The 24,053-nt window shown below is 63.7% G+C and carries 23 protein-coding genes and 1 tRNA gene; 11 read left to right on the forward strand and 13 right to left on the reverse strand.

The window, feature by feature from the left end; all coding sequences use genetic code 11:
* Window positions 1-252: 252 nt before the first annotated feature.
* The 5 genes from LB547_RS12500 to rnhA all read left to right on the forward strand — a co-directional run bounded on the left by LB547_RS12500 (window position 253) and on the right by rnhA (window position 3,984).
* Window positions 253-639, forward strand: a complete 387-nt coding sequence (locus LB547_RS12500; protein WP_140494962.1) for a DUF983 domain-containing protein — start codon at window positions 253-255, stop codon at window positions 637-639.
* A 5-nt stretch (window positions 640-644) separates the two neighbouring features.
* Entirely contained in the window at window positions 645-1,388 is a 744-nt protein-coding gene (locus LB547_RS12505) for an SURF1 family protein (RefSeq protein ID WP_411908937.1), read from the forward strand.
* A gap of 87 nt (window positions 1,389-1,475) precedes the next feature.
* Entirely contained in the window at window positions 1,476-2,486 is a 1,011-nt protein-coding gene (gene ispH / locus LB547_RS12510; protein WP_140494960.1) for a 4-hydroxy-3-methylbut-2-enyl diphosphate reductase, read from the forward strand.
* 5 nt (window positions 2,487-2,491) lie between these two features.
* Window positions 2,492-3,454 (forward strand): homoserine kinase, encoded by a 963-nt coding sequence (locus LB547_RS12515; protein WP_140623526.1) that lies wholly within the window; start codon window positions 2,492-2,494, stop codon window positions 3,452-3,454.
* Entirely contained in the window at window positions 3,451-3,984 is a 534-nt protein-coding gene (rnhA, locus tag LB547_RS12520) for a ribonuclease HI (RefSeq protein ID WP_140494956.1), read from the forward strand. Before LB547_RS12515 ends, rnhA begins: the two co-directional genes overlap by 4 nt.
* 172 nt (window positions 3,985-4,156) lie before the next feature.
* Here rnhA and LB547_RS12525 read toward each other — a convergent pair whose 3' ends face one another.
* From LB547_RS12525 to LB547_RS12535, 3 genes are all read right to left on the reverse strand, one after another.
* On the reverse strand, window positions 4,157-4,636 hold the full coding sequence (locus LB547_RS12525) for a DUF2938 domain-containing protein (RefSeq protein ID WP_140762701.1): 480 nt from the start codon (window positions 4,634-4,636) through the stop codon (window positions 4,157-4,159).
* Window positions 4,637-4,638: 2 nt separating this feature from the next.
* Complete coding sequence (locus LB547_RS12530) at window positions 4,639-5,121, reverse strand: peroxiredoxin (protein WP_140558196.1); 483 nt, start codon at window positions 5,119-5,121, stop codon at window positions 4,639-4,641.
* An 84-nt stretch (window positions 5,122-5,205) separates the two neighbouring features.
* Window positions 5,206-6,012, reverse strand: a complete 807-nt coding sequence (locus LB547_RS12535; RefSeq protein WP_140671824.1) for a protein-disulfide reductase DsbD domain-containing protein — start codon at window positions 6,010-6,012, stop codon at window positions 5,206-5,208.
* 169 nt (window positions 6,013-6,181) lie between these two features.
* Between LB547_RS12535 and LB547_RS12540 the strand changes: the two genes are divergently transcribed.
* A complete protein-coding gene (locus LB547_RS12540; protein ID WP_140494949.1) occupies window positions 6,182-6,790 on the forward strand; it encodes a YqgE/AlgH family protein in 609 nt (202 codons plus the stop codon).
* A gap of 22 nt (window positions 6,791-6,812) precedes the next feature.
* Here the strand turns inward: LB547_RS12540 and LB547_RS12545 are convergent, their stop codons facing one another.
* The 4 genes from LB547_RS12545 to thrC are packed head-to-tail and all read right to left on the reverse strand — an operon-like array spanning window position 6,813 to window position 13,021.
* Complete coding sequence (locus LB547_RS12545; protein WP_140762698.1) at window positions 6,813-9,701, reverse strand: EAL domain-containing protein; 2,889 nt, start codon at window positions 9,699-9,701, stop codon at window positions 6,813-6,815.
* A 3-nt stretch (window positions 9,702-9,704) separates the two neighbouring features.
* Window positions 9,705-10,301: a GNAT family N-acetyltransferase gene (locus LB547_RS12550; RefSeq protein ID WP_140494945.1), complete on the reverse strand. Its 597-nt coding sequence runs from the start codon at window positions 10,299-10,301 to the stop codon at window positions 9,705-9,707.
* A 15-nt stretch (window positions 10,302-10,316) separates the two neighbouring features.
* Window positions 10,317-11,609: a M16 family metallopeptidase gene (locus LB547_RS12555; RefSeq protein WP_140494943.1), complete on the reverse strand. Its 1,293-nt coding sequence runs from the start codon at window positions 11,607-11,609 to the stop codon at window positions 10,317-10,319.
* A gap of 14 nt (window positions 11,610-11,623) precedes the next feature.
* Complete coding sequence (thrC, locus tag LB547_RS12560) at window positions 11,624-13,021, reverse strand: threonine synthase (RefSeq protein ID WP_140762695.1); 1,398 nt, start codon at window positions 13,019-13,021, stop codon at window positions 11,624-11,626.
* 128 nt (window positions 13,022-13,149) lie between these two features.
* On the opposite strand from thrC, the gene LB547_RS12565 reads away from it, so the two are divergent.
* On the forward strand, window positions 13,150-13,863 hold the full coding sequence (locus LB547_RS12565) for a hypothetical protein (RefSeq protein ID WP_140762692.1): 714 nt from the start codon (window positions 13,150-13,152) through the stop codon (window positions 13,861-13,863).
* A 35-nt stretch (window positions 13,864-13,898) separates the two neighbouring features.
* Here the strand turns inward: LB547_RS12565 and LB547_RS12570 are convergent, their stop codons facing one another.
* The gene (locus tag LB547_RS12570) at window positions 13,899-14,588 is read right to left on the reverse strand and encodes an HAD family hydrolase (RefSeq protein WP_140558193.1); all 690 of its coding nucleotides are present in this window, start codon (window positions 14,586-14,588) and stop codon (window positions 13,899-13,901) included.
* Window positions 14,589-14,753: 165 nt separating this feature from the next.
* Between LB547_RS12570 and LB547_RS12575 the strand changes: the two genes are divergently transcribed.
* Window positions 14,754-15,887, forward strand: a complete 1,134-nt coding sequence (locus LB547_RS12575) for a site-specific DNA-methyltransferase (protein ID WP_140558191.1) — start codon at window positions 14,754-14,756, stop codon at window positions 15,885-15,887.
* Window positions 15,888-15,953: 66 nt separating this feature from the next.
* Here LB547_RS12575 and LB547_RS12580 read toward each other — a convergent pair whose 3' ends face one another.
* Window positions 15,954-16,565: an HAD family hydrolase gene (locus LB547_RS12580; RefSeq protein WP_140558189.1), complete on the reverse strand. Its 612-nt coding sequence runs from the start codon at window positions 16,563-16,565 to the stop codon at window positions 15,954-15,956.
* Window positions 16,558-17,820: an A/G-specific adenine glycosylase gene (gene mutY / locus LB547_RS12585; RefSeq protein ID WP_140762689.1), complete on the reverse strand. Its 1,263-nt coding sequence runs from the start codon at window positions 17,818-17,820 to the stop codon at window positions 16,558-16,560. Before mutY ends, LB547_RS12580 begins: the two co-directional genes overlap by 8 nt.
* 56 nt (window positions 17,821-17,876) lie before the next feature.
* On the opposite strand from mutY, the gene LB547_RS12590 reads away from it, so the two are divergent.
* The 3 genes from LB547_RS12590 (at window position 17,877) to smc (ending at window position 22,836) form a co-directional block, all read left to right on the forward strand.
* Complete coding sequence (locus LB547_RS12590) at window positions 17,877-18,377, forward strand: DUF721 domain-containing protein (protein WP_140762686.1); 501 nt, start codon at window positions 17,877-17,879, stop codon at window positions 18,375-18,377.
* Window positions 18,378-18,519: 142 nt separating this feature from the next.
* Window positions 18,520-19,263 (forward strand): DsbA family protein, encoded by a 744-nt coding sequence (locus tag LB547_RS12595; protein WP_140638678.1) that lies wholly within the window; start codon window positions 18,520-18,522, stop codon window positions 19,261-19,263.
* Window positions 19,264-19,377: 114 nt separating this feature from the next.
* Window positions 19,378-22,836 (forward strand): chromosome segregation protein SMC, encoded by a 3,459-nt coding sequence (smc, locus tag LB547_RS12600; protein WP_140762683.1) that lies wholly within the window; start codon window positions 19,378-19,380, stop codon window positions 22,834-22,836.
* A gap of 77 nt (window positions 22,837-22,913) precedes the next feature.
* On the opposite strand, the gene LB547_RS12605 is transcribed toward smc, so the two are convergent.
* The 3 genes from LB547_RS12605 to LB547_RS12615 all read right to left on the reverse strand — a co-directional run bounded on the left by LB547_RS12605 (window position 22,914) and on the right by LB547_RS12615 (window position 23,901).
* A complete protein-coding gene (locus tag LB547_RS12605) occupies window positions 22,914-23,282 on the reverse strand; it encodes a VanZ family protein (protein ID WP_140494924.1) in 369 nt (122 codons plus the stop codon).
* Window positions 23,283-23,348: 66 nt separating this feature from the next.
* Window positions 23,349-23,423, reverse strand: a tRNA-Gln gene (locus LB547_RS12610).
* A gap of 133 nt (window positions 23,424-23,556) precedes the next feature.
* Window positions 23,557-23,901 carry a VOC family protein gene (locus LB547_RS12615; RefSeq protein WP_140494922.1) on the reverse strand — a complete coding sequence of 115 codons (345 nt, stop codon included), beginning with the start codon at window positions 23,899-23,901 and terminating at the stop codon, window positions 23,557-23,559.
* Window positions 23,902-24,053: the final 152 nt, after the last annotated feature.

Here is a 24,053-nt window from a genome sequence, read left to right on the forward strand (position 1 = left end):
GACTTTGAAGGGGCGGCTGCGGCAACGTGGCCGCCCTTCTTCTTTTCGGTCCAATGCGATCCGGGCGGTTGCGAGGGCGCACAGTGTCGATGCCGGCGGTATGATCATGATCCACGGCCAGCCGAACGGATTCGGCGGCTGCTTCAATTGGTCGGCTGGACCGACGGCGGCATTGCCGTTACGGACTCCGGCATGGACGAAGTCTGGGCGGTGGTGATCGATGGAACACCCATCAGGATTGAGCGGTAAGCAATGAGCGACGACAAGGCGATCTGGCCTCCGATCGACCCTATTTCCGCGGGCTTGCATGGACGCTGCCCGCGCTGCGGCGAGGGGCGGCTGTTTTCCGGCTTTCTCACCGTAGGCAAACGCTGCACCAATTGCGGTCTTGATTATTCCTATGCCGATGCCGGCGACGGGCCCGCGGTTTTCGTCATCCTGATCATCGGCTTCATCATCGTCGGCCTGGCGCTCTGGGTCGAAGTGACGCTGAGCCCGCCGCTCTGGCTGCATCTGCTGGTCTGGATCCCGCTGGCGCTGGTGCTGTGCCTGACGGCGCTCCGGCTGATCAAGGGGGTGCTGCTTACGCTGCAGTACCGCAACAAGGCGGCCGAGGGCCGGCTGGATCGCGGCGAATGACCGACATGTCCGCCAAGGGCGGTCGTTCGCGGCCAGGATCGGTATTGCTGCTTGGCATTGGCCTCGTCCTGCTCCTGATCCTGCTGGCGCTCGGCACCTGGCAGGTCCAGCGCCTGCACTGGAAGGAAGGTCTTATCCAGACCATCGACCAGCGCACCCACTCGCCGCCGCTCCCGCTGGCCGAGGTGGAGAAACAATTCGCCTCGACTGGGGACGTCGACTACACGCCGGTGACGGTGACCGGCACGTTCCTGCATTCCGGCGAGCGGCATTTCTACGCAACATGGGAAGGCGAAGCCGGCTTCAACGTCTACACGCCGCTGGCCCTCGACGATGGCCGCTTCGTCCTGATCAATCGCGGTTTCGTGCCATACGATCTGAAGGATGCCGCCAAGCGCGCCAAGGGACAGGTCGCGGGCAAGGTCACGGTCACCGGCCTCGCTCGCAATCCGCTGCCGGCAAAGCCGTCGATGATGCTTCCCGACAACGACGTGGCGAAGAACATCTTTTACTGGAAGGACCGTGACGTGATGGCGGCGAGCGCTGGCTTGCCGGCGAGCGCCAAGCTGGTGCCAATCTTCATCGACGCCGACAAGACGCCGAATCCGGGCGGTTTGCCCATCGGCGGTGTCACCATCATCGACCTGCCGAACAGCCATCTGCAATATGCCGTGACCTGGTATGGGCTTGCCGCGGCACTTGCCGCCGTTCTCATCCTGCGGCTTCGCAGGCCAGCGAAAGAGGAATGAGCGCGACCGACCCGCTTGAAGGGCCATCGCCCTTGACAGGACGGGGGTAGGCACCTCATTTCGGCTCTGATCAAACGGCCCGGATTCATGCTTCAGACCACGACAAAGCCTTCTCTGACGATCCGCCTCTGCCAGCCGCGCGGTTTTTGCGCCGGCGTCGACCGTGCTATCCAGATCGTCGTGCTGGCGCTGAAGAAATATGGCGCGCCGGTCTATGTCCGCCATGAGATCGTGCACAACCGCTATGTCGTCGAGGGTCTGCAAAGCCTTGGCGCCGTCTTTATCGAGGAACTTTCCGAGATTCCGGCCGAACATCGGCAGTCGCCGGTCGTCTTTTCCGCGCATGGCGTGCCGAAGTCGGTACCGGCGGATGCCCAGGCGCGCAATTTGTTCTATCTCGACGCCACCTGTCCGCTGGTCTCCAAGGTCCACAAGCAAGCGATGCGCCACCAGCGGCTCGGCCGCCACGTGCTCCTGATCGGCCATGCCGGACATCCCGAGGTGATCGGCACGATGGGACAATTGCCGGAGGGTGCGGTAACGCTGATCGAGACCGAAGCCGATGCCGCGAGGCTTGCGCCGGCGGACCCGAAGGCGCTCGGCTTCGTCACCCAGACCACGCTATCGGTCGAGGACACGGCCGGCATCATCCGCGCGCTGCAGGACCGCTTTCCCGACCTGAAGGCGCCGGCGGCGGAATCGATCTGCTATGCCACCACGAACCGTCAGGAAGCGGTCAAGGATACAGCCGCGGGGGCCGATCTCTACCTGATCGTCGGCGCGCCCAATTCCTCCAATTCGCGGCGTCTTGTCGAAGTGGCTGAGCGTGCGGGGGCTGCGATGTCGCTTCTCGTGCAGCGCGCCGCCGAGATTCCGTGGGATGACATCGGCGACATCTCGACGCTCGGTCTGTCGGCGGGGGCATCCGCCCCGGAGATCATCGTCGACGAGATCATCGATGCGTTCCGCCAGCGCTTCGATGTCACGATCGACCTGGCCATCACGGCCACCGAAACGGAGGATTTTCCCGTCATGCGGGTACTGCGCGATGTCGAACTGACGGCGGCCGACATGGCTTTCGTCAACGGGGCGCCGTAAGGCACATGGCGGTCTACACCGACGTTGCGGAAGGCGAACTCGGCGCATTCCTGAAGCACTACCCAGTCGGCGATCTCCTGTCCTACAAGGGCATCGCGGAGGGCACCGAGAACTCGAATTTTTTGCTGCACACCTCCAGCGGCTCCTACATCCTGACGCTCTATGAAAGACGGGTCGAAAAGGCGGATCTGCCGTTTTTCCTCGGGTTGATGGGTCATCTCGCCAAAAAGGGCGTGTCCTGCCCGCTGCCGGTAACCGCGCATGACGGCAGCGTCATCGGCACGCTGGCGGGCCGGCCGGCCGTCATCATCACTTTCCTCGAGGGTCTCTCGCTCCGGCGACCGACATCCATCCATTGCGCCGAGGTCGGCAAGGCGCTGGCCTCCCTGCACCTGGCCGGTGCCGACTTTCCGATGATCCGCCCCAATGCGCTCGCAATCGACGGCTGGCGCAAGCTCTGGTCGGCAGCTCGCGACCGTGCCGATGAGGTCGAGCCGGGCCTTGCGGCCGAAGTCGACGCCGACTTCGCCGACTTCGAGCGGAATTGGCCGAAGGGTCTCCCGGAAGGCATCATCCACGCCGATCTTTTCCCGGACAATGTGTTCTTTCTCGGCGAGAAGCTCTCCGGCTTGATTGATTTTTATTTCGCTTGCAACGACCTCTACGCCTATGACGTCGCCACATGCCTGAACGCCTGGTGTTTCGAGAAGGATTTTTCCTTCAATCTCACCAAGGGCAAGGCGCTGCTTGCCGGCTACCAAGGTGTGCGGCCTCTGAGCAATCAGGAAAAGGCGGCACTTCCGATGCTGGCACGGGGCTCGGCGCTGCGTTTCATGCTGACCCGGCTGTATGACTGGCTGACCGTTCCCGGTGGCGGGCTGGTAATGAAACGCGATCCGACCGAATACATCAGGAGAATGCGGTTTCATCGGACGATCAAATCTGCTTCGGAATATGGGCTGGCATGAGCAAACACGTTGAGATCTTCACCGATGGCGCCTGTTCGGGCAATCCTGGCCCGGGCGGCTGGGGCGCGATCCTGCGCTTCAACGGCGCCACCAAGGAACTATCGGGTGGCGAGGCCGAGACGACCAACAACCGCATGGAATTGCTTGCCGCCATCTCGGCGCTGAATGCGCTCAAGGAGCCTTGCACCGTCGATCTTCACACCGACAGCAAATATGTCATGGACGGCATTTCAAAGTGGATCCATGGCTGGAAGAAGAACGGCTGGAAGACCGCCGACAAGAAGCCCGTCAAGAACGGCGAACTCTGGCAGGCGCTGGATGAAGCCAATCGGCGTCACAAGGTCACCTGGATCTGGGTCAAGGGCCATGCCGGCCATACCGAGAACGAACGCGCCGACGAACTCGCTCGTGAGGGCATGGCGCCGTTCAAGAAGGGCCCGGTCAGGCTTGTTTCTACCCCACCCAAGCCGGTCTCGCAGTCCAAGCAGCCGGCGGTGGCAAAGGCGCGGCGTTCGACCCAAAGCTATTGAATTCCGGGGCGGCACCATCCCCAGGCTGGGATCTCTGTCATGCCGGGCCTGCGCTATGTGACGCATCCCCAGGCTCAGGTGGACGCCAAGATTCCGGTGCCGGAATGGGACGACGCGCGCCGAATTGTCCACGGGTGGCGGCCGATCGGCAGGCCGGCACAGCCGCAGATCCTCAGCGGATCAGCAGCGCCGTACCGTAGAGTCCGAAAGCGAACACTGTGTGTGACACCAGATTCAGCGCCCGTACCTTCATCGGGTTGGGCCGCTTCGACGCTGCCCAGCCCGCGCCCATGCCGGGCGCCAGCAGGAACCAGCCGGCGCCGACCGTGACCATGCCGAGGATGAAAGCCGGCAGGAAAGTCGGCGCGACAAGCCAGCCCGCTCCGGCCACCACGACAAGGATGATGCCGTAGACGATGCCGACAACATAGTGAAAGGCCCAGCCCAAAGCCGATTCGTGTACATAGGGCGTCGCATCGCCAATATCGTCGTGAAAGACTTTTTCCCGTAAATGCCAGACCCAGCGGCCAACGGGGGCCCAGTTCGGCCGTGCTTGACCGAACATCTTGTAGAGAAGAAAGGCCCAGATATCCATCAGTAGCGTGGCGCCGACGCCGATCGCCACGCTACGCCAGGCGATGTCGAACGTCATGGTCAGAGCAGTTCGAGGATCTTGGCGGCGCCGGATTCATCGACGCCGGGCTTGGTCTCGACATTGAGGGCGGTGACCTTGCCGTCATCGACGATCATTGAAAACCGCTTCGACCGAAGACCCATGCCTCCGCCGGAGAAGTCGGCGTCGAGGCCGATCGCCTTGGCGAAGTCGCCATTGCCGTCGGCGAGGAACAGGATCTTGCCTTCACCGCCGGTGAAGCGCGCCCAGGCGCCCATGACATGGACGTCGTTGACCGAAACCACGGCGATCGTATCGACACCGCGCGCCAGGATGGCGTCGCGGTTCTCCAGGTAGCCGGGCAAATGATTGTTGCTGCAGGTCGGCGTGAAGGCGCCCGGCACAGCAAACAGCACGACCTTCTTTCCCGCAAAAATCTCGGCCGTCGTGATCGGCTTGGGACCGTCGGCAGTCATCGTCTTGAACGTCGTATCGGGCAGTCTGTCGCCAGCGGAAATGGTCATGAGTTCCTCGCTTGGGAGAATGGGGAAGGACGTAGCCTTGGGTAGCGAACTATGCGGTTTCCCGCAACCATCGCGGGGGCTGGATCAAGGGAAAGGCAAGAGCCCTTCGACCGCGCCTGCCGAACTCGTCAGCGTATAGTGAAGTCCGCCATCCGTGGGTGTCGTCGATGGCCGGTCGAGGATCGGCACGGTGAAGACCAGCTTGCCGTCCTTCTGGCTACGGGCCGGCGAACCGAACATGTAGTCGCGGTCTCCTGCGACGAAGAAGTCCGCCGCTTCCGGATCGCCGGGAAAGCTCGCCTCCACAACCAGCGTTTCATGGTCGCCCGGCAGCACGTTGATGCCGAAGTCGGATCTTGCCGGCGCGGGCAAGGCGGCGAAGCTCGCCTTGACCAGCTCCGCGTCCTCGGCATTGTCCGGGTCGGAGCCGGGGTCGACGGTCAGCCGCGTCTGCACAGGGATGCATATCGTCTCGCAAATGCCGAGGAAAATGTCGGCGTCGATGACGGACGGATCCTTCGCGGCCGACAGCGTGAACGTCACCGGCAGCGAGACCGGATAGTCGTAGCCCGCCCATTTGCCGTAGCCGTCGTCATGACGCTTCGGCGCCGGGAAGGAGAGGCTGGCATCGGAAATGTTGGTGCTGGCGGAGATATCGAGTTGCGGCGGCACACCCGCGTCGCCCGGGTCGCGCCAATAAGTCTTCCAGCCAGGCTTGAGCGCTATGTCGAGAACGCCCCGGATGCGGCCGGCATCGTCGGGCTTGCCGCTCGTCACCAGCCGTACCTTGCCGCCTTCGCTGTTGTACCAGGCGGACGAAGAGGCGGCGGCTGGGAGTGTGATTGCCGATCCGACAGCGGCGCCGAGCAACAGGATTTTCAAGCTTTGCATGGTGATGATTTGATCGTCCGTTCATGGCCGTGCAATGATTTCATGGTCTTGCCGGTATCATATTTGCGTGACCTTTGCCGCAGGCAATGATCGGCCGGCGGCACGGGCTTGGTCGAAAACCGGCGCGGTACATCTTTTCGGCGCCCGGGAAACGCGTTACCCTCTGATCATGGACTTGTTGCGCCACAAGAAGACAGCCGCCGGCAGCGGCTTTCTCGACGATCAGTTCCTCATTGCCATGCCCGGCATGAAGGACGACCGTTTCACGCGCTCGGTCATCTACATCTGCGCCCACAGCGATGAGGGCGCGATGGGCCTGATCATCAACCAGACGCAGCAGATGCTGTTTCCGGACCTTTTGGTGCAACTCGGCATCATGAACGAGCACGAGGCGATCCGGTTGCCCGCCCGTACCCGTGATTTCGTCGTTCGCAATGGCGGGCCCGTCGACCGCAGCCGCGGCTTCGTGCTGCATACGGGCGATTACCGGGTGGAGTCTTCGCTGACCGTTTCCGACGATGTCTGCCTGACCGCGACCGTCGACATATTGCGCGCCATATCGTCGGGCCGGGGACCCCGTCACGCGCTGATGGCGCTGGGCTATTCGGGCTGGGGCGCCGGCCAGTTGGAAACCGAGATAGCCGAAAACGGCTGGCTGACCTGTCCGGCCACTCCGGAGCTTCTGTTCGATACCGACATCGAGCGCAAATACGACCGGATTCTCGCCTCGATCGGCATCGACCTCGCGCATTTGAGTGTAGCGGCCGGCCACGCCTGAGCTCCAGCGGCGTGAAAGCCAACTACGCCTGCGTCAGCGGATACTGTTCCTTCAGCGTCTTCAGCACCTGATCCCCGGGCATCGGGGCGCCGAACATGAAGCTCTGCACATATTCGCAGCCCATCTGGCGCAGCTCCAGCGCGTCGCGCTCGTCCGAAATGCCTTCGGCGACCACCGACAGGCCGAGCTCATGCGCCATGCTGACCATGGATTTGAGCAGCACGGCGCGTTTGGGCGTGTTGTCGTCGACGAAGCTCTTGTCGATCTTGATCGTGTCGAAGGGAAAGCGCGTCAGATAGGCGAGCGACGAATAGCCGGTACCGAAATCGTCGAGCGACAGGCCGATGCCGAGCTGCTTCAGCTTGTTCAGCACATGGGCGGTCTGCTCGGGATTGTCCATGACCAGCGATTCCGTAAGCTCGAGCCGGAAGCAGCGCGGCTTCAGATTGGCCCGAGCAATAACGGAGCGAACATCGCTGACCAGGTCGCGGCGGATGAGCTGGCGGCTGGAGAGGTTGACCGAAACCGACAGCGGCGCGTCGCCGATCTGCTTCTGCCATGCCGCCAGGTCCTCGGCGGCCTGCTGCATGGCGAACAGCCCAAGCTGCACGATCAGCCCGCAGCTTTCGGCGACCGGGATGAAATCGGCAGGCGGGATCATGCCGCGGCGCGGATGGTCCCAGCGCAGCAACGCCTCGAAGCCGGCGACACTGCCGTCTTCCAGCCGCACGATCGGCTGGTAGGCAAGCGTGAATTCGCGCCGTTCGATGGCGCGGCGCAGGTCGGATTCGAACTGCAGCCGGTCGGTGCCGACGGCGCGGAAGGCCGGACGGAACGGTTCGATCCGGTCGCCGCCGAAGCGCTTGGCCTGGTGCATGGCAAGCTCGGCGTCCTTGACCATGTCCTCGGCCGAGGTCTGCGCCGAGGTCCAGGTGATCAGCCCGATCGAGGCGGTCAGCACGATCTCGCGCTTGGCAAAGGTGATCGGGGCGTTGATGGCATGCTTGATGGCGTCCGCCACCGCCGCGATGCGGGCCGGGTCCTGCTCGGAAAGCAGCATCAAGGCGAACTGGTCGCCGGCGAAGCGTGACAGCGAGTCCTTCGGCTTCAAGAGCCGGTGCAGGCGTCGCGCGATGGTGAGCAGGATGGTGTCGCCGGCCGAGATGCCGAGCCCGTCATTGACCTGCTTGAAGCGGTCGATGTCGATGACGAAGACGGTCGGGCGCACCTTCTCTTCGGTCCGTGCGATCGAGATGATCGCCTCGAGGCGGTTCATGAACAATTCGCGATTGGGCAGGCCGGTGAGGTTGTCGTGCACCGCGTCGTGCAGCAGCCTCTCCTCGGATTTTTTCTGCTCGGTGACGTCTACCATGGTGCCGACACAGCGGATGACCTCGCCGTCCGATCCGATAACCGGGCGCGCGCGCAGCGCAAACCAGTGATAATGGCCGTCGGCGCCGCGCAGCCGGAAGTTCTGCGCCACCTTGCCGCGCCGGTGCTCGAGCACCACGTCGAGCGTGGTGCGGAACGTGTCGCGGTCATCGACATGCAGCACCGGCAGCCAGTTGCGGGCGGCACCCCCCAGGCTGTTGGGGGCGAGGCCGAGCTGGATGCTGACGTCGGGCTTCGTGACGACGCGGTCGCGCAGCACGTCCCAGTCCCACACCGTGTCGCCCGAGCCGGCCACCGCCAGCGCCTGCCGCTCGAGGTCGGAGAACAGGCCCTGGTGCAGCGCGCCTCCGGCGAAGGCATGCTGCATGACGGTGAAGCCGATCAGCAGGATGATGAGGATCAGACCGCCGCCAAGCGCCGGCTGGGCGATGTCGTTGTCGAGCATGCCGGTTATCGCCATCCACGATCCGCATAGCCACAACAGCACCATCACCCAACTGGGCACCAGCATGATGGCACGGTCATAGCCGCGTATGCCGAGGAAGATGATCAGGCCGAGCCCGGTCAGCGCGGTGGCGGCAAAGGACAGCCTGGCGATGCCCGCGGCAACCGCCGGGTCGACGATGGCGACGCCGGCGATCAAAAGCAGGCCAAGGATCCAGACCAGCGCCCCATAACTGAAATGGCCGTGCCAGCGGTTGAGGTTGAGATAGGCGAACAGGAACACCACGAAGGTCGCCGCCAGGGCCACCTCCGTTCCCGCCCGCCACATCTGCTCGTTGCCGGGCGATATCTCGATGATCTTGTTGAGGAAGCCGAAATCGACGCAGATATAGGCAAGCACGGCCCAGGCGAGTGCTGCGGTCGCAGGGAACATGGAGGTTCCCTTGACCACGAACAGGATGGTCAGGAACAGCGCGAGAAGCCCGGCGATGCCGATGACGATGCCGCGGAACAGCGTGTAGGAATTGACTGAGTCCTTGTAGGATTCCGGGTCCCAGAGATAGACCTGCGGCAGCTTGGGCGAGGCGAGTTCGGCGATGAAGGTGATCACCGTCCCCGGGTTCAGCGTCACCCGGAAGACGTCGGCGTCCGGGCTGCTCTGGCGGTCGAGCGCAAAGCCTTCGCTGGGCGTGATGGCGGCGATACGGGTCGAGCCGAGATCCGGCCAGAAGATGCCGGAATTGACCAGTCGGAAATGCGGCGCCACGATCAGCCGGTCGAGCTGCTGGTCGGTGGTGTTGGCAAGCGCGAACACGGCCCAGTCGCCGGTGGAACGGGCGTCATTGGCCTCGACCTCGATGCGTCGCACGATGCCGTCGGGTCCGGGCGCTGTTGAAACCTGGAAGTTTTCGCCCTGGTTCCGGTAGATCTCCACAGCGCCGGACAGATCAAGCGCGACATCGTCGCGAGCGATCTTGATCGGTTCGACGGCAAAGGCCGAGGACGCCGCGCACAGCGTCAGGATCGTCGCGAGGACAAAGGCGAACAGCGGCCCGTTGCGCAGGAATTTCGTCAAAAATCAGTCCTTCGTTCCAGCGCCTGGCGGATCGTCCGCGATCCGGGCGTAGAGGTAGTGGTCCTGCCAGATGCCATTGATCCTGAGGTAGGATCGCAGAAGTCCTTCGCGCCGGAATCCGGCTTTTTCAAGCACACGGATCGACCTGATATTGTCGGGAATACAGGCCGCTTCGATCCGGTGCAACCTCAGCGTATCGAAGGCGAAGCGGGTCACGACCTTGACGGCGTCGGTCATCAGGCCACGGCCGCCGAAGCGCTCGCCGATCCAGTAGCCGACATGCCCGCTCTGCGAGACCCCGTGGCGTATGTTGCCGAGCGTAATTCCGCCAGCCAACCTGCCGCTCGACTTCTCGAATATGAAGAAGGCGATCGCGGTTCCCTGCGCATAGTCCTCGCGGTAGCGGCTGATGCGCAGTCGCCATGCCGCCCGGTCAAGCTCGTCCGGCGCCCAGCGCGGCTCCCATGGTTCGAGGAATGCCCGGCTCTCGCCGCGCACAGTCGACCACTCCCGGTAGTCGTTGGTGAACGGCACGCGCAGCGTCACGCGGTCGCCCTTCAGTGCCGGCAGGTCGCGGCGAAAGAAAGGGAGCGCGAACACGGCGCTTGTGCGGGCTTAGACGGCGAGCTTGCGGGCCGTGGTGGGCGTGCCCGGAAGCGAATCGAGGATCGCTTCGTATGGCGCCAGCGTACCCACAGGCCCTACAGCGGTAAGCGTCGGTTTGGTCGAGAACAGCCGTGACGACAGGTCGGTCAAACGATCGACCGTCAGCGCCGACAGCCGCTCCATCAGTTCCTCCTTGGCGATCGGCCGGCCGAACAAGAGCAGCTGTCGCGCGATCTGCGAGGCGCGGCTGGCCGGGCTTTCCGCCGACATGATCAGACCTGCGCGGTATTGCGCGCGCGCCCGGTCGAGCTCTTCCTGCAGGATGTTCTCGCCGGCCTTCTGCAATTCCTCGATGATGACGGGCACCAGTTCGGCGATGTCGCTCTGCCCGGTCGCGGCATGGACGCCGAATATGCCGGTATCGGAAAAGCCCCAGTGGAAGGCATAGACCGAATAGCACAGGCCACGCTTTTCGCGGACTTCCTGGAACAGCCTGGACGACATGCCGCCGCCGAGGATCATCGACAGCACCTGCGAGGCGTAGAAATCGCGCACATGGTAGGCGCGGCCTTCGAAGCCCAGCACGATCTGCGCGTCCATCAGGTCGCGGTCCTCGCGGAAATCGCCGCCAACATATTGCGCATATTGCGGGATGGTGTTGTCGGCCTTGGTGCGGAAGCCGCCGAGCTGCTTTTCCACTTCGCGCACGAAATTGTCGTGCTTGATGTCGCCGGCAGCCACGATCACCATGCGCTCGGCGCCGTATTGGCGCTCGATGAAATCGTGCAATTGCTTCGATGTAAAGGATTTGACGGTTTCCGGCGTGCCCAGAATCGAGCGGCCGATGGTCTGGTGGCGAAAGGCGGTCTCGGTGAACCGGTCGAACACGATGTCATCGGGCGTGTCGTGCGCGGCGCCGATTTCCTGCAGGATCACGTGCTGCTCGCGTTCGAGCTCCTGCGGATCGAATTCCGATTCCTGCAGGATGTCGGCAAGAATGTCGACGGCCAGCGGCACGTCGTCGGAGAGCACCCTGGCATAGTAGGATGTGGTCTCGACGCTGGTGGCGGCGTTGATCTCGCCGCCGACGTCCTCGATTTCCGAGGCGATCTCGAAGGCTGTTCGCCGCTTTGTGCCCTTGAACGCCATGTGCTCGAGCAGATGGGCCATGCCATGCTCTTCGTCACGTTCATTGCGGGCACCCGACTTGACCCAGGCACCCAGGGCAACCGATTCGATGCTTGGAAGGGTTTCGGTGGCGACTGTCAGGCCGTTCGACAGACGGCTTACCTCAACACCCATATGGTTCGTACTCCTTAACGCGCCGCTCGCGCACGGCGGCTGACGTAATCTTCCACCATTTTCAGGTCGGATGGAAGTACCGTGTATTTTTCCTCCGATGTCATCAACCCACCTAGCCATGCGGGCAGCGCGGGTAACACGCCGCTGGCGGCCCCGACGGCGGCCGGGAATTTTGCTGGGTGCGCGGTGCCCAGCACCACCATCGGCACGGCATTCGAAGCCTTGCCGGCCGCGACATGCACGGCTGCCGCGGTATGCGGATCAAGCAGGTAGTTGCTGGCCGCGAGCGTCGAGCGGATCGTCGCGGCGACCTCGTCCATATCTGCGCGGCCGGCATCGAATTCGGCTCGCATCCCCGCGATTTCCGTGGCTTCTATGGTGAAGGCGCCGGATTGTTTGAGCCCGGCCATGTAGCGCCGCACGGTCGCCGGGTCGCGGCCCGACGCCTCGAACAGCAGGCGCTCGAAATTCGACGACACCTGAATGTCCATGGAAGGCGAGGTGGTCGCGAACACGCCCTTGGTGCGGTATTCGCCGGTCGCGAAAGTGCGTGCCAGTATGTCGTTGTCGTTGGTGGCGATGACCAGCCGATCGATCGGCAGGCCCATTTTTTTGGCGGCGTAGCCGGCAAAGATATCGCCGAAATTCCCTGTGGGCGCGGTGAAGGAGACGGGGCGATCGGGCGCGCCGAGCGACAGGGCCGAGGAGAAATAATAGACGATCTGGGCCATGATGCGGGCCCAGTTGATTGAATTCACCCCCGACAGCGAGACACGGTCGCGAAAGCCGTGATCGTTGAACATGTCCTTGAGCATGCCCTGGCAATCGTCGAAATTGCCTTCGATCGCCAGGGCATGCACGTTCTCAGCCTTCGATGTCGTCATCTGCCGTTGCTGCACCGGCGACACGCGGCCATGCGGGAAGAGAATGAAGATGTCGGTGCGGCTGCGCCCGGCGAAGGCGTCTATCGCTGCTCCGCCGGTGTCGCCCGATGTGGCTCCGACGATGGTGGCATGCTGGTTGCGTTCGGCGAGCACATGGTCCATCAGCCGGGCGAGCAACTGCATCGCGACGTCCTTGAAGGCGAGCGTAGGTCCATGGAAGAGTTCGAGGATAAAAGCGTTGGGGCCGGTCTGGACCAGCGGGCAGACAGCCTCGTGGCGGAAGGTGGCATAGGCCTCCCGCACCAGACGCTCGAACACGGGAGCCGGGATTTCGTCGCCAAGGAACGGCGACAGCACCCGGATGGCCAGCTCGGGATAGGCCAGGCCGCGCATGGCGCGGATCTCGGCCATCGAGAATTGCGGCCACTGGCGCGGCACATAGAGCCCGCCGTCGCGTGCCAGGCCTGTCAGGACGGCATCGCAAAACCCAAGCGCGGGCGCCTCGCCGCGGGTACTCACATATTGCATCGTCACAATTCCGTTGCTGCTTGGCTTTTCGACCCACGCAAGGTGGTTAATTTCTACGCTGGCTCAGTCGCATTTTTGCCGCGCGGTTGATATACGTCACCAGCTTTGCGAGAGGGAAGTGCAGTTTCATGGCGTTTCATACATTCAGCGGTCGCTTTTTCGCGGGTCTTGCGCTCACCGGCTTTATGCTTGCCGCCGCCGGCTGCCAATCAGGCGACAACGGTATGCTGAACCTGGGTTTTGGCAAGAAGGACCCGACCGCGCCACCGCCGCCGCAGGACCCCAAGATTCTGGCCAGCCAGTTGAATGCCTATTGCCCGAGGGTGATGCTTCGCGACGGCACGGCATTCTTCAACACCTACGCCAACGAAGCCCGGAAGCCCAGGCCCAAGCTCAAGAAGACCGGCGACGCCGCGCAGGATGCCGCGGCCGATGCTGCCGCTGCTGCTCCGCCGGACGATTCGGCGAGGGTCATTTATCAGGCCTCGATCAGCGACGTGACCCGCGATTGCAGCCGCGCCGACGGACAGCTGACGATGAAGATCGCTGTCGCCGGCAAGATCGTGCCGGGACCGAAATTCACGCCCGGCACCATCACCATGCCGATCCGCACTGCGGTAATGCATGGCACTGAGGTGCTTTATTCGCAGATCCACCAATATCAGGTCCAGGTTACCGATCCCTCGGTCGCCACGCAGTTCGTCTTCACCGATTCCAACATCGTGGTGCCGGCGCCGACGGCGCAGGATTATCAGGCCTATGCCGGCTATGATGAAAATGCGCCGAAGGCCGCGACCGACAAATCGAAGAAAAACAGGAAGAAAGCCGCCGCGACCAACTAAATCCGCAGGGGTGCTCGTCGGGGCCTAGCGGACGCTCACACGTCCGCCGACCATTCTGATAGGGCGGCCAGCGTGCCGCTCAGATCCGCCCAGCGGCGGATCACCGTCTCGGCGCCCGCCTCCGTCAGCGCATCGGCATGGCCGGGATAGCTATGGGCGGCGCCCGTGAACCCGATGACACGCATTCCTGCCGACCTTGCGCCGGTCACGCCGTGCACGGAATCCTCGATGACGAAAGTGTTTGCCGGATGGGCGCCGAGCTTTTCGGCGGCGAACAGGAACACGTCCGGAGCCGGTTTGGTTTTTCCGGTCGGCGTCTCCATCGCGGAGAAGATGCGCCCGGCAAAGAATGGCAGCAGATGCACCTTCTCCAGCATGAATTCTATCCGCTCCGAGCGTGAGTTGGAGCAGATGCAACGTTGCGCCGTCACCGAGGCGACCGCTTCGCGCACGCCCTCGATGGCACGAACGTCGCTGCGCAGTTTCCGGTCGACCAGCTCTTCGGCGCGATCGATCAGCGAAACCTGGAACGGGATGTTGGACTTCTCCTCAACCCGCATCAGAATGTCCTTGAACGTCAGCCCCGCATAAGTCTCGGCAATCTCCTCGGCCGAGATTTCGTATCCGGACAAGGTCAGGAGCTCGGCCTCGACGCGCGCGGCGATGATTTCGGAATCGACGAGCACGCCGTCGCAATCGAAGATGACAAGGTCTGGCTGGGGCATGGTGATCCGGGCAATGAGAACGGGCAGGCTTCAGGCGGCGCGGCATACACCAACGGGCACGTCGGCGCAAACCGGCGGCGTCCGATCGCTGCCCTTCACCGAATATTTACGCTGATCGGTAACCATAACCGGGAGTAAACAGTAACGCGTGCCTTGGGTGTAAAAATGTCAGCCGTGCGTCTTGTCGACGAGCTTTCCCATGCTCCCCAGCAATCCGAATGGCTGGACACGATCCTGAAGGGCGACTGCGTCGCGGCGCTCGACCGGCTGCCCGAAAAATGCATCGACGTCATCTTCGCCGATCCACCCTACAATCTGCAGCTCGACGGCGACCTGCACCGGCCCGACCAATCCAAGGTCGATGCGGTGGACGACGACTGGGACCGGTTCGAGAGCTTCGAGGCCTACGATGCCTTCACGCGCGCCTGGCTGCTGGCCGCGCGCCGGGTGTTGAAGCCCAACGGCACCATCTGGGTCATCGGCTCCTATCACAACATCTTCCGGGTCGGCGCCAAGATGCAGGATCTCGGCTTCTGGATCCTCAACGACGTCGTCTGGCGCAAGACCAATCCGATGCCGAATTTTCGCGGTCGCCGCTTCCAGAACGCGCATGAGACGATGATCTGGGCCTCCCGCGACCAGAAGGGCAAGGGCTATACCTTCAACTACGAAGCGTTGAAGGCGTCGAACGACGACATACAGATGCGTTCCGACTGGCTGTTCCCGATCTGCACCGGTGGCGAGCGGCTGAAGAACGACAATGGCGATAAACTGCACCCGACGCAGAAGCCGGAGGCGCTGCTCGCCCGCATCATGATGGCCTCGACCAAGCCGGGCGACGTCGTGCTCGATCCCTTCTTCGGCTCCGGCACGACAGGCGCGGTGGCCAAGCGCCTTGGCAGGCATTTTGTCGGCATAGAGCGCGAGCAGGCCTATATCGACGCCGCCAATGAACGCATCGACGCGGTGCGGCCGCTCGACGGCGCGGACCTGACCGTGCTCACTGGCAAGCGCGCCGAGCCTCGCGTCGCCTTCGTCAGCCTGATCGACACCGGGCTGGTGACGCCCGGTGCTACGCTCTACGACGCCAAGAAGCGCTGGGCGGCCAAGGTTCGCGCCGATGGCACGGTGGCGATCGGCGACAGTGCCGGATCGATCCACAAAATCGGCGCCGAAGTTCAGGGCCTGGATGCCTGCAACGGCTGGACCTTCTGGCACTATGAACGCAGCGGCGGCCTGACCCCGATCGACGAACTGCGTCGCATCGCGCGTCTCGGCATGGAAAGGGCAGGGGGCTGACCCTGCCGATTGCCGCGGCTTTGGCGTTGGTTCAAAGTCTCAACGAAGTACTGGAAGCGATTCAAATCACGCCTTGATTCCGAGCCGCTCAAGGTCTGCTTGAAGTGTCTTGGCATCGGTGAACAGCACTGCTTGCCAGCCGGCCGCTTTGGCGCCGTCGACATTCTTCTGGCTGTCGTCGATGAACAGCGTCGCGGACGGTTCGAGCTCGAACGCGGCGACGTGATGGTCGTAGATGTCGCGATCCGGCTTGATCTTGCCGATCTCACCCGAAATGGTGACACCGCGCGGACGATTGAGAAAATCGAAGCGTTTGCGCGCTTCGGCCAGCGTATCGGCGGCGAAGTTGGTCAGCATGGTGACATCGTGGCCGCTGTCGATCAGGCCGACCATGATGGCGACGCTGTCGTCATAGGCATGCGGCACCATGTCGTGCCAGTGGCGGCGAAAATTGCGGATGTTATCCGCGTGATCCGGGTGGTCCGCGATCAGCAGCGTTTCCGCCTCTTCCCATGTCCGGCCGCGGTCCTGCTCGATGTTCCAGTCATGCGTGCAGACATTGTCGAAGAACCACTTTCTTTCCTCTGCATCGGGAATAAGCCGGCTGAACGGGATGTTCGGGTCGTAGTGGATCAGCACTTTGCCGATGTCGAACACGATGTGGCGGATTTCAGTCATGGGACCTCTTTGCACTGTTCGGTGACGGCTTTTTCGTCGCGCCGGGTATCGCAGCCTCGATTGCCTTTTTCATGACAGTGGGCAGCGCTTCACCCGAAATGTCCGATGGCAGCGACCAGAAATGCCCGGCGGGCGTCTCGCCGGTGCTTCGGGCGAGGAAGATTTCGAGCTCGAGCGCAAAATGGGTGAAGACATGCGCGATCCGGCCGGCTTGTCGCCAGTCGCCGGGAAAGGGTGCGGCCGCCGCTGTCGTCGCGCCGTCCAGCCGCGCCGTCCAGCCGGTCGTCGGCACCTCTGTCATGCCGCCGAGCAGCCCTTTGTCGGCGCGTTTGCGCAGAAGAATGGCACCGTCGCTTCGCACGGCGACGAAGGCTGCGCCGCGCCGTAGCGGTTTGTCGGCCTTGGGCAGACGCACCGGGTAATGTTCGGGATCGCCTGAAACGACTGCGCTGCAGTCTTCCCGCAGCGGGCAAAGTATGCAGCGCGGCCGGCGCGGGGTGCAGATCGTGGCGCCGAGGTCCATCATCGCCTGGGCGAAATCGCCGGGCCTCGTCGCGGGAACCATGCGCTCGACCCGGGCGCGGATGCCGGCCTTGGCTTCGCTGAGCGGCGTGGCAATGGAGAACAGGCGGGTGACGACACGCTCGACATTGCCGTCGACGACGGCAGCCGGCCGATCGAAAGCGATCGCCGCGATCGCCGCCGAAGTATAGGTGCCGACGCCGGGCAATTCCTTCAAGCCGGTTTCCGTATCCGGAAACCGGCCGCCGCGCCCGGCCACCAGATCGGCGCAGGCCTTGAGGTTGCGGGCACGGGAATAGTAGCCGAGCCCTGCCCAGGCTTTCATCACGTCCTCGACGGGCGCCGCCGCCAGCGCCGCGATATCAGGCCATTTCTCGACAAAGGCGCGAAAATAGGCCTTCACGGCTTCAACCGTGGTCTGCTGCAGCATGACCTCCGACAGCCAGATCCGGTAAGGATCGGGCCGCACGCCACGGGCATGGTCGCGCGGCGTCACGCGCCACGGCAACTCGCGATGATGCACGTCGTACCATGCGAGCAGGCGGGATGCGGTATCGCCAGCTTTGCTGCTGTCCCCGGACGCAGCTCTGCTGCTGTCACTGGACGCAGCTTTGCTGCTGTCGCTAGACGCAGCTTTGCTGCTGTCGCTAGACGCAGCTTTGCTGCTGTCGCTAGACGCAGCTTTGCTGCTGTCGCCTGATATGGTCTTGCGGGTCTGCTCGTGCGGTGCCATTGATCTCGTGTCGGCCTCGGCCGGGAAGAGTGGAGGTGGGTGGCTGGAGAACGCACATGGCAGGGAAAAGGCCCTTCGGCAATCCCGTTCCGGTGAGCGATCTCGCGACCGCGATCCTCGACCCGGTGCTGCGCAAGCGGGCGGGCATTTCGGTCAGCCTGGTCCAGTCGTGGGAAGAGATTGCCGGTTCGCGCCTGGCCGGCCATTCGCGCCCTGAAAAGATACAGTGGCCTCGGCGGCTGCACGAAGACGACCCTTTCGAGCCGGCGGTGCTGGTGATCGCCTGCGAGGGCATGGCGGCGCTCCATCTGCAGCATGAGGCCGGCGAGATCGTCAATCGCGTCAACGCTTTTCTCGGCTTCACGGCCATCGGCCGCATCAGGATAGTGCAGAAGCCGGTTCTACGTGAAAAAGCGCGGCCGAAACCGCCCGTCAGGCCTCTCAACGAGGCGGAAAAATCAAGACTGTCGCACATCGTCGGCAAGATAGAAGACGATGGCCTGCGTGCCTCGCTTGAGCGGCTCGGCGCCACTATTCTGGGACAAAGAAAGTCATAGCACTGTCGCCAATCTCTCGCTTTCGTGATTATAAACTTCAAGTTTCACGATTGGATTGGGGACGGCGATGCCTTAATTCGCGCCAACTCTCGCCTTTTCGTGCCTTTGCGTTGCAAAATCCAACCCTTGTCAGGTGATTCGTATGAACCGTCCTCCGTTCGGCAAAAGCTTGTCCCGCAGAAACCTGCTGTCTTCGCTGGCCGCCATTCCGGCGGTGGCCGTGCTTGCGGCATGCAGCGACTCTGGTGAGGAAGCCAAGGCGGCCGATGTGAAGCCTGCCGCTCCCGCCGCGCCCGCGACATCGGCCACGCCAGCCGCCGTCAAGGCGCCGGAGGCTCAGGGCACGGTCGACATGGCCGAATTGCTGAAGCCCGGCGCACTGCCCGACAAGCAACTCGGCAAGGACGACGCGAAGGTCACGATCGTCGAATACGCCTCGATGACCTGCCCGCATTGCGCGCATTTTGCCGAAACCACCTTCCCGGAATTGAAGAAGAAATACATCGATACCGGCAAGGCGCGCTACATTTTGCGCGAATTCCCGTTCGATCCGAGCGCCGAGGCCGGTTTCATGCTGGCGCGCTGCGCCAAGGACAACTACTTCCCGATGGTGGATGTCCTGTTCAAGCAGCAGGCGAACTGGGTGGGCGTGTCCAACACCAAGGATGCGCTGCTGCAAATCTCCAAGCTCGCCGGTTTTACACAGGAGTCCTTCGAAGCGTGCTTGACGGACCAGAAACTTCTGGACGATGTGAGGGCGGTCCAGAAACGCGGCGCCGACGAATTCAAGGTCGACTCGACGCCGACCTTCTTCATCAACGGAAAGACCTACAAAGGGGCGATGTCGATTGAGGAAATGTCGGCCATCATCGACCCTCAGCTCTGACGTCCTGGCGATGCCGAAGCGGCAGCGCTTCGGCATGCGTGGCCTTTGGCCGTGCTGCGCGCCGCCGCAAACCCGCGGCGCGTTTTCGCAAAAGTCGCTTTCAGGGCGGCGTGAATGAAGTTTTCGCGCCTTCGCCTCCTCGGTTTCAAATCCTTCGTCGAACCAGGCGAGTTCGTGATCGAACGCGGCCTGACGGGCATTGTCGGGCCGAACGGCTGCGGCAAGTCTAACCTTGTCGAGGCGCTGCGCTGGGTGATGGGCGAAAGCTCCTACAAGAACATGCGCGCGTCCGGCATGGACGACGTGATCTTTTCCGGCTCGGGCACGCGCCCGGCACGCAATACCGCCGAGGTCACGTTGTTCCTCGACAACAGCGATCGCTCGGCGCCGGCAGCCTTCAACGACGCCGACGAATTGCAGGTGTCGCGCCGCATCGAGCGTGAGGCGGGCTCGCTCTACCGTATCAACGGCAAGGAAGCGCGCGCCAAGGACGTGCAGCTTCTGTTCGCCGACCAGTCGACCGGCGCGCGTTCGCCCTCGATGGTTGGCCAGGGCCGCATCGGCGAGCTGATCCAGGCCAAACCCCAGGCGCGCCGCGCCCTGCTTGAAGAAGCGGCCGGCATTTCCGGCCTGCATACGCGCCGCCACGAGGCCGAACTCAGGCTCAAGGCCGCCGAGCAGAACCTCGAGCGCCTGGACGACGTCGTTGGCGAGCTGGAAAGCCAGATCGAAAGCCTGAAGCGCCAGGCACGCCAGGCCTCCCGCTTCAAGAACCTGTCGGCCGACATCCGCAAGGCCGAGGCGACGCTGCTCCATCTGCGCTGGACGCTGGCCAAGGCCCAGGAAGGCGAGGCACGTTCGGCGCTGGCCGTCGCCACCGCCCTGGTTGGCGACCGCGCCGCCGCCCAGATGGCGGCCGCCAGGGAGCAAGGTATCGGCGCGCATCGGCTGCCCGATTTGCGTGACGCCGAAGCTGCGGCGGCCGCGGCGTTCCAGCGCCTGTCGATCGCCAGATCGCAGATCGAGGAAGAAGCCGGCCGCATCCGCGCCCGTCAGGCGGAACTCGAGCGCCGGCTCCAGCAGCTCGACGGTGACATCGCCCGCGAGGAGCGCATGGTGCGCGACAATGCGGATATCCTCGAACGCCTGCGCGCCGAGGAAGCAGCGCTCAACTCCGAAAATGCCGGCGCGGCCGAGCGTGAAGCAACCACCCGCGCCGCCTTCGAACAGGCAGCCGCGACGCTCTCGCAGAGCGAAGCCAGGCTTGCAGCACTTACCGCCGAGCGGGCCGAGGCCGCCGCTTCGCGCAATCAGGTCGAGCGGACGCTGCGCGAGACCGCCGAGCGTCGGGACCGTTTCGCCCGCCAACTCGCCGATGTCGACCGCGAATTGTCGGAAATACTCTCCAAAGTCGCGGGCCTGCCCGACCCGGCCGAGAAGCGACTTCTGGTCGAGGACGCGCTGGCGCGGCTCGAAGAGAGCGAGGCCGGCGCGATTGCCGCCGAACAGGCGGTCGCCGAGGCGCGCGCCGCCGAAAATGCCGCCCGCCCGCCATTACAGGACGCCAGGGCCGAACTGGCGCGCATCGAAACCGAAGCCCGCACGCTGGCCAAGATCCTGAACGCAGCCAGCGGCGATCTCTTCCCGTCCGTGCTGGAACAGATCAGCGTCGAGCGCGGCTATGAGACGGCCTTGGGCGCCGCCCTCGGCGAGGACCTTGACGTGCCGCTCGACCGCAGCGCCCCGGTGCATTGGGGCGAGAGCGCGATCCAGGCCGATGACGCCACGCTTCCCGAAGGCATCAAGAGCCTGGCCAGCGTGGTACGTGCCCCGGCGCAGCTTGCCCGCCGGCTGGCGCAGATCGGCATTGTCGAAGCCGCCGACGGCCGCCGCCTGCAAGGGCTGCTCGCGCCCGGCCAGAGGCTGGTCAGCCCTGAGGGCGCGCTGTGGCGGTGGGACGGGCTGACCGCCAGCGCCGACGCGCCGACCGCGGCCGCGCAACGCCTGGCGCAAAAGAACCGGCTGGCCGAGCTCGATGCCGAAGCGGTGCAGGCGACGCTTATGCTGCGCGAGGCCGAGGCGGTGCTCGCACAGGCCGAACAGTCGCTTCGCGAGGCCAGCGAGGCCGAGCGCGCCGCGCGTCAGGCCGGACGCGACGCCCAGCACGGGCTGGACGCCGCCCGCAACGCGCTGGCCGAAGCCGAAAAGGCCGGCGGCGAGTTGGCGAGCCGGCGCGCCGCCCTGGACGAGGCCCGCGCCCGTATTGTCGACAGTCATGAAGAAACTTCGGCCGCCTTTGCCGAGGCGGAAATGCTGCTGCAGGACGCGCCCGATCTCGGCGACCTGCAGATACAGCTCGAGCAATCCTCGGCCAATGTCGCCCGCGACCGCGCCACGCTCGCCGATGCGCGTGCCGTCCATGAAGGGTTGCGGCGGGAGGCCGAGGCGCGGTCGCGCCGGCTCGATGCGATCGGCGCCGAGCGCAGCAACTGGCTGGAGCGCGCCGAGAACGCTTCGACGCAGATCGCCTCGCTGGGCGAACGCAAGGCAGAGGCCGAGGCCGAACGCGAGAGATTGGCCGACGCACCCGACGAGATCGATGCCAAGCGGCGCGCCTTGCTGTCGCAGCTCACCGAAGCCGAGACCTTGCGCAAGGCGGCAGCCGACCGTCTGCAGGAAGCGGAGAACAGGCAGGCCGAACTGGACAAGGCGGCCACCGGCGCCATCCAGTCGCTGGCCGAGGCGCGCGAGACCCGTGCCCGCGCCGAGGAGCGCTTGACCGCGGCCGACGAGCGCCGGCTGGAGGTCGAGGCGCGCATCCAGGAGACGCTGAACACGCCGCCACATCTGGTCATCCGCCATACCGGGCTGGAAGCGGACGATCCGATGCCCGAAATGGCCGAGATCGAGCGCCAGCTCGACAGGCTGAAGATCGAGCGCGAGCGGCTCGGCGCCGTTAACCTGCGCGCCGAGGAAGAGCAGAAGGAGCTTTCGGACCGGCTGGAGACCATCGTCTCGGAGCGCGAGGACATCATCGAGGCGATCCGCAAGCTCCGGCAAGCGATCCAGAGCCTCAACCGCGAGGGCCGCGAGCGGCTTCTCGCGGCCTTCGACGTGGTCAACGGCCATTTCCAGCGGCTGTTTTCGCATCTCTTCGGCGGCGGCACGGCGGAATTGCAGCTGATCGAATCCGAGGATCCGCTTGAGGCGGGGCTTGAAATCCTTGCCCGTCCGCCCGGCAAGAAGCCGCAGACCATGACGCTGCTGTCCGGCGGCGAACAGGCGCTTACGGCGATGTCGCTGATCTTCGCCGTGTTCCTCACCAACCCGGCGCCGATCTGCGTGCTCGACGAGGTCGATGCGCCGCTCGACGACCACAATGTCGAACGCTTCTGCAATCTGATGGACGAGATGGCCAAGACCACCGAGACGCGCTTCGTCATCATCACCCACAATCCGATCACCATGGCGCGCATGGACCGGCTGTTCGGGGTGACCATGGCCGAGCAGGGCGTCAGCCAGCTCGTTTCGGTCGATCTGCAGGCAGCCGAAGCCATGCGCGAGGCAAGCTGACTTCACCTCAACGTGCCGTGCTGAAGCCTGATTTTGAGCGTTGTCTTTCGCGGTAAGGCAGTCGGTTCGGCTTCTTCTCACCTTGCGCGTTGCACGATCCAGGTCGCCCAGATCGCGGCCAGCAGACCGCATGCAATGCCAATGCAATCGGCAACCCAGTCGAGCACGTCGAAATCGCGGCCTATCGCCGTGGTGCCCTGGAGAATTTCTATGGCAGCGCCGACAAAGGCGAGGAAGACGATCAGCGCCGGCTTGTGCCGCGGCCAGCCGAGGCTGCCCAGGAAAGCCAGCACGGCGAATGCGCTGGCGTGATTGAGCTTGTCATAATGGAAGCCGATATCGATTCCGAATTGCTTGAGGCGATGTGCCGGCAGCAGCGCGAGAACGAGGACGGCCAGGAGCGTGACGACAAAGGCAATCCGCTCGGCGACGGAATAGATTCTCATTCTGCTCCAACAACATGTCTCCGGTATAAACCGTAACCTATGTCTCCGGAACGGACCTTGCGCGCTTGGCTGGGGCGCCAGGATTCGAACCTGGGAATGTCGGTACCAAAAACCGATGCCTTACCACTTGGCGACGCCCCAGCAGCTGACATGCGTCGACTGCGCGCGGCCTTATAGGCTGTGCCGGTGGAAAGCTCAATGCCTGGAGATTGCGACTTTCCTGCTGATCCACGACTCCGTTGGCGACGGTCGTCTCATGCGCCGGTCGTGCCGCCTATTCTCCCCACACCGCCATCTCGTTTCCAGCCGGGTCGGCAAAGTGGAACCGCCTGCCGCCCGGAAACGAAAAGATCGGTTTGATGATCGTGCCGCCGGCATTCTCGACGGCGGCCAGCGTCTCTTCCAGATCCTGGGAATAGAGCACCGGCAACGGCTTGGCGGTGGCGTCGCCGCTGTCGGCCTGGAAACCGCCGTCCAGTCCCTCGCTAAAGGCCGAATAGGTCGGGCCATAGTCGGTGAACGACCAGGCAAAGGCGGCGCTGTAGAAGGCTTTCACACTGTCCAGCGTCGCGCCGGTTGCCGGCAGTTCCAGATAGTCGAGTTTTCCGGTGAGCTTCATGATGCACCTCTTCGTTCCCTGTATGTTCTAGTCTTGGACCGTTGCACTGGCAAGTCCTTTTGCCGCAGCTTTTGCTTAATCGATTGTAGCGGCCAAACGGCTTTGCCGACGCCTTGCCTTTCGCATTGCAGCATCATATCCGTCCAAAGTCG

The organism is Mesorhizobium sp. B264B1B (assembly GCF_020165765.1).
Taxonomy (GTDB): Bacteria; Pseudomonadota; Alphaproteobacteria; order Rhizobiales; family Rhizobiaceae; genus Mesorhizobium.

What these genes read in the sequence shown, in the direction of transcription:
- LB547_RS12500 (WP_140494962.1), top strand. Translation starts at nt 253, where the DNA reads ATGAGCGACGACAAGGCGATCTGGCCTCCGATCGACCCTATTTCCGCG.
- LB547_RS12505 (WP_411908937.1), top strand. Translation starts at nt 645, where the DNA reads ATGTCCGCCAAGGGCGGTCGTTCGCGGCCAGGATCGGTATTGCTGCTT.
- ispH (WP_140494960.1), top strand. Translation starts at nt 1,476, where the DNA reads ATGCTTCAGACCACGACAAAGCCTTCTCTGACGATCCGCCTCTGCCAG.
- LB547_RS12515 (WP_140623526.1), top strand. Translation starts at nt 2,492, where the DNA reads ATGGCGGTCTACACCGACGTTGCGGAAGGCGAACTCGGCGCATTCCTG.
- rnhA (WP_140494956.1), top strand. Translation starts at nt 3,451, where the DNA reads ATGAGCAAACACGTTGAGATCTTCACCGATGGCGCCTGTTCGGGCAAT.
- LB547_RS12525 (WP_140762701.1), bottom strand. Translation starts at nt 4,636, where the DNA reads ATGACGTTCGACATCGCCTGGCGTAGCGTGGCGATCGGCGTCGGCGCC.
- LB547_RS12530 (WP_140558196.1), bottom strand. Translation starts at nt 5,121, where the DNA reads ATGACCATTTCCGCTGGCGACAGACTGCCCGATACGACGTTCAAGACG.
- LB547_RS12535 (WP_140671824.1), bottom strand. Translation starts at nt 6,012, where the DNA reads ATGCAAAGCTTGAAAATCCTGTTGCTCGGCGCCGCTGTCGGATCGGCA.
- LB547_RS12540 (WP_140494949.1), top strand. Translation starts at nt 6,182, where the DNA reads ATGGACTTGTTGCGCCACAAGAAGACAGCCGCCGGCAGCGGCTTTCTC.
- LB547_RS12555 (WP_140494943.1), bottom strand. Translation starts at nt 11,609, where the DNA reads ATGGGTGTTGAGGTAAGCCGTCTGTCGAACGGCCTGACAGTCGCCACC.
- thrC (WP_140762695.1), bottom strand. Translation starts at nt 13,021, where the DNA reads ATGCAATATGTGAGTACCCGCGGCGAGGCGCCCGCGCTTGGGTTTTGC.
- LB547_RS12565 (WP_140762692.1), top strand. Translation starts at nt 13,150, where the DNA reads ATGGCGTTTCATACATTCAGCGGTCGCTTTTTCGCGGGTCTTGCGCTC.
- LB547_RS12570 (WP_140558193.1), bottom strand. Translation starts at nt 14,588, where the DNA reads ATGCCCCAGCCAGACCTTGTCATCTTCGATTGCGACGGCGTGCTCGTC.
- LB547_RS12575 (WP_140558191.1), top strand. Translation starts at nt 14,754, where the DNA reads ATGTCAGCCGTGCGTCTTGTCGACGAGCTTTCCCATGCTCCCCAGCAA.
- LB547_RS12580 (WP_140558189.1), bottom strand. Translation starts at nt 16,565, where the DNA reads ATGACTGAAATCCGCCACATCGTGTTCGACATCGGCAAAGTGCTGATC.
- mutY (WP_140762689.1), bottom strand. Translation starts at nt 17,820, where the DNA reads ATGGCACCGCACGAGCAGACCCGCAAGACCATATCAGGCGACAGCAGC.
- LB547_RS12590 (WP_140762686.1), top strand. Translation starts at nt 17,877, where the DNA reads ATGGCAGGGAAAAGGCCCTTCGGCAATCCCGTTCCGGTGAGCGATCTC.
- LB547_RS12595 (WP_140638678.1), top strand. Translation starts at nt 18,520, where the DNA reads ATGAACCGTCCTCCGTTCGGCAAAAGCTTGTCCCGCAGAAACCTGCTG.
- smc (WP_140762683.1), top strand. Translation starts at nt 19,378, where the DNA reads ATGAAGTTTTCGCGCCTTCGCCTCCTCGGTTTCAAATCCTTCGTCGAA.
- LB547_RS12605 (WP_140494924.1), bottom strand. Translation starts at nt 23,282, where the DNA reads ATGAGAATCTATTCCGTCGCCGAGCGGATTGCCTTTGTCGTCACGCTC.
- LB547_RS12615 (WP_140494922.1), bottom strand. Translation starts at nt 23,901, where the DNA reads ATGAAGCTCACCGGAAAACTCGACTATCTGGAACTGCCGGCAACCGGC.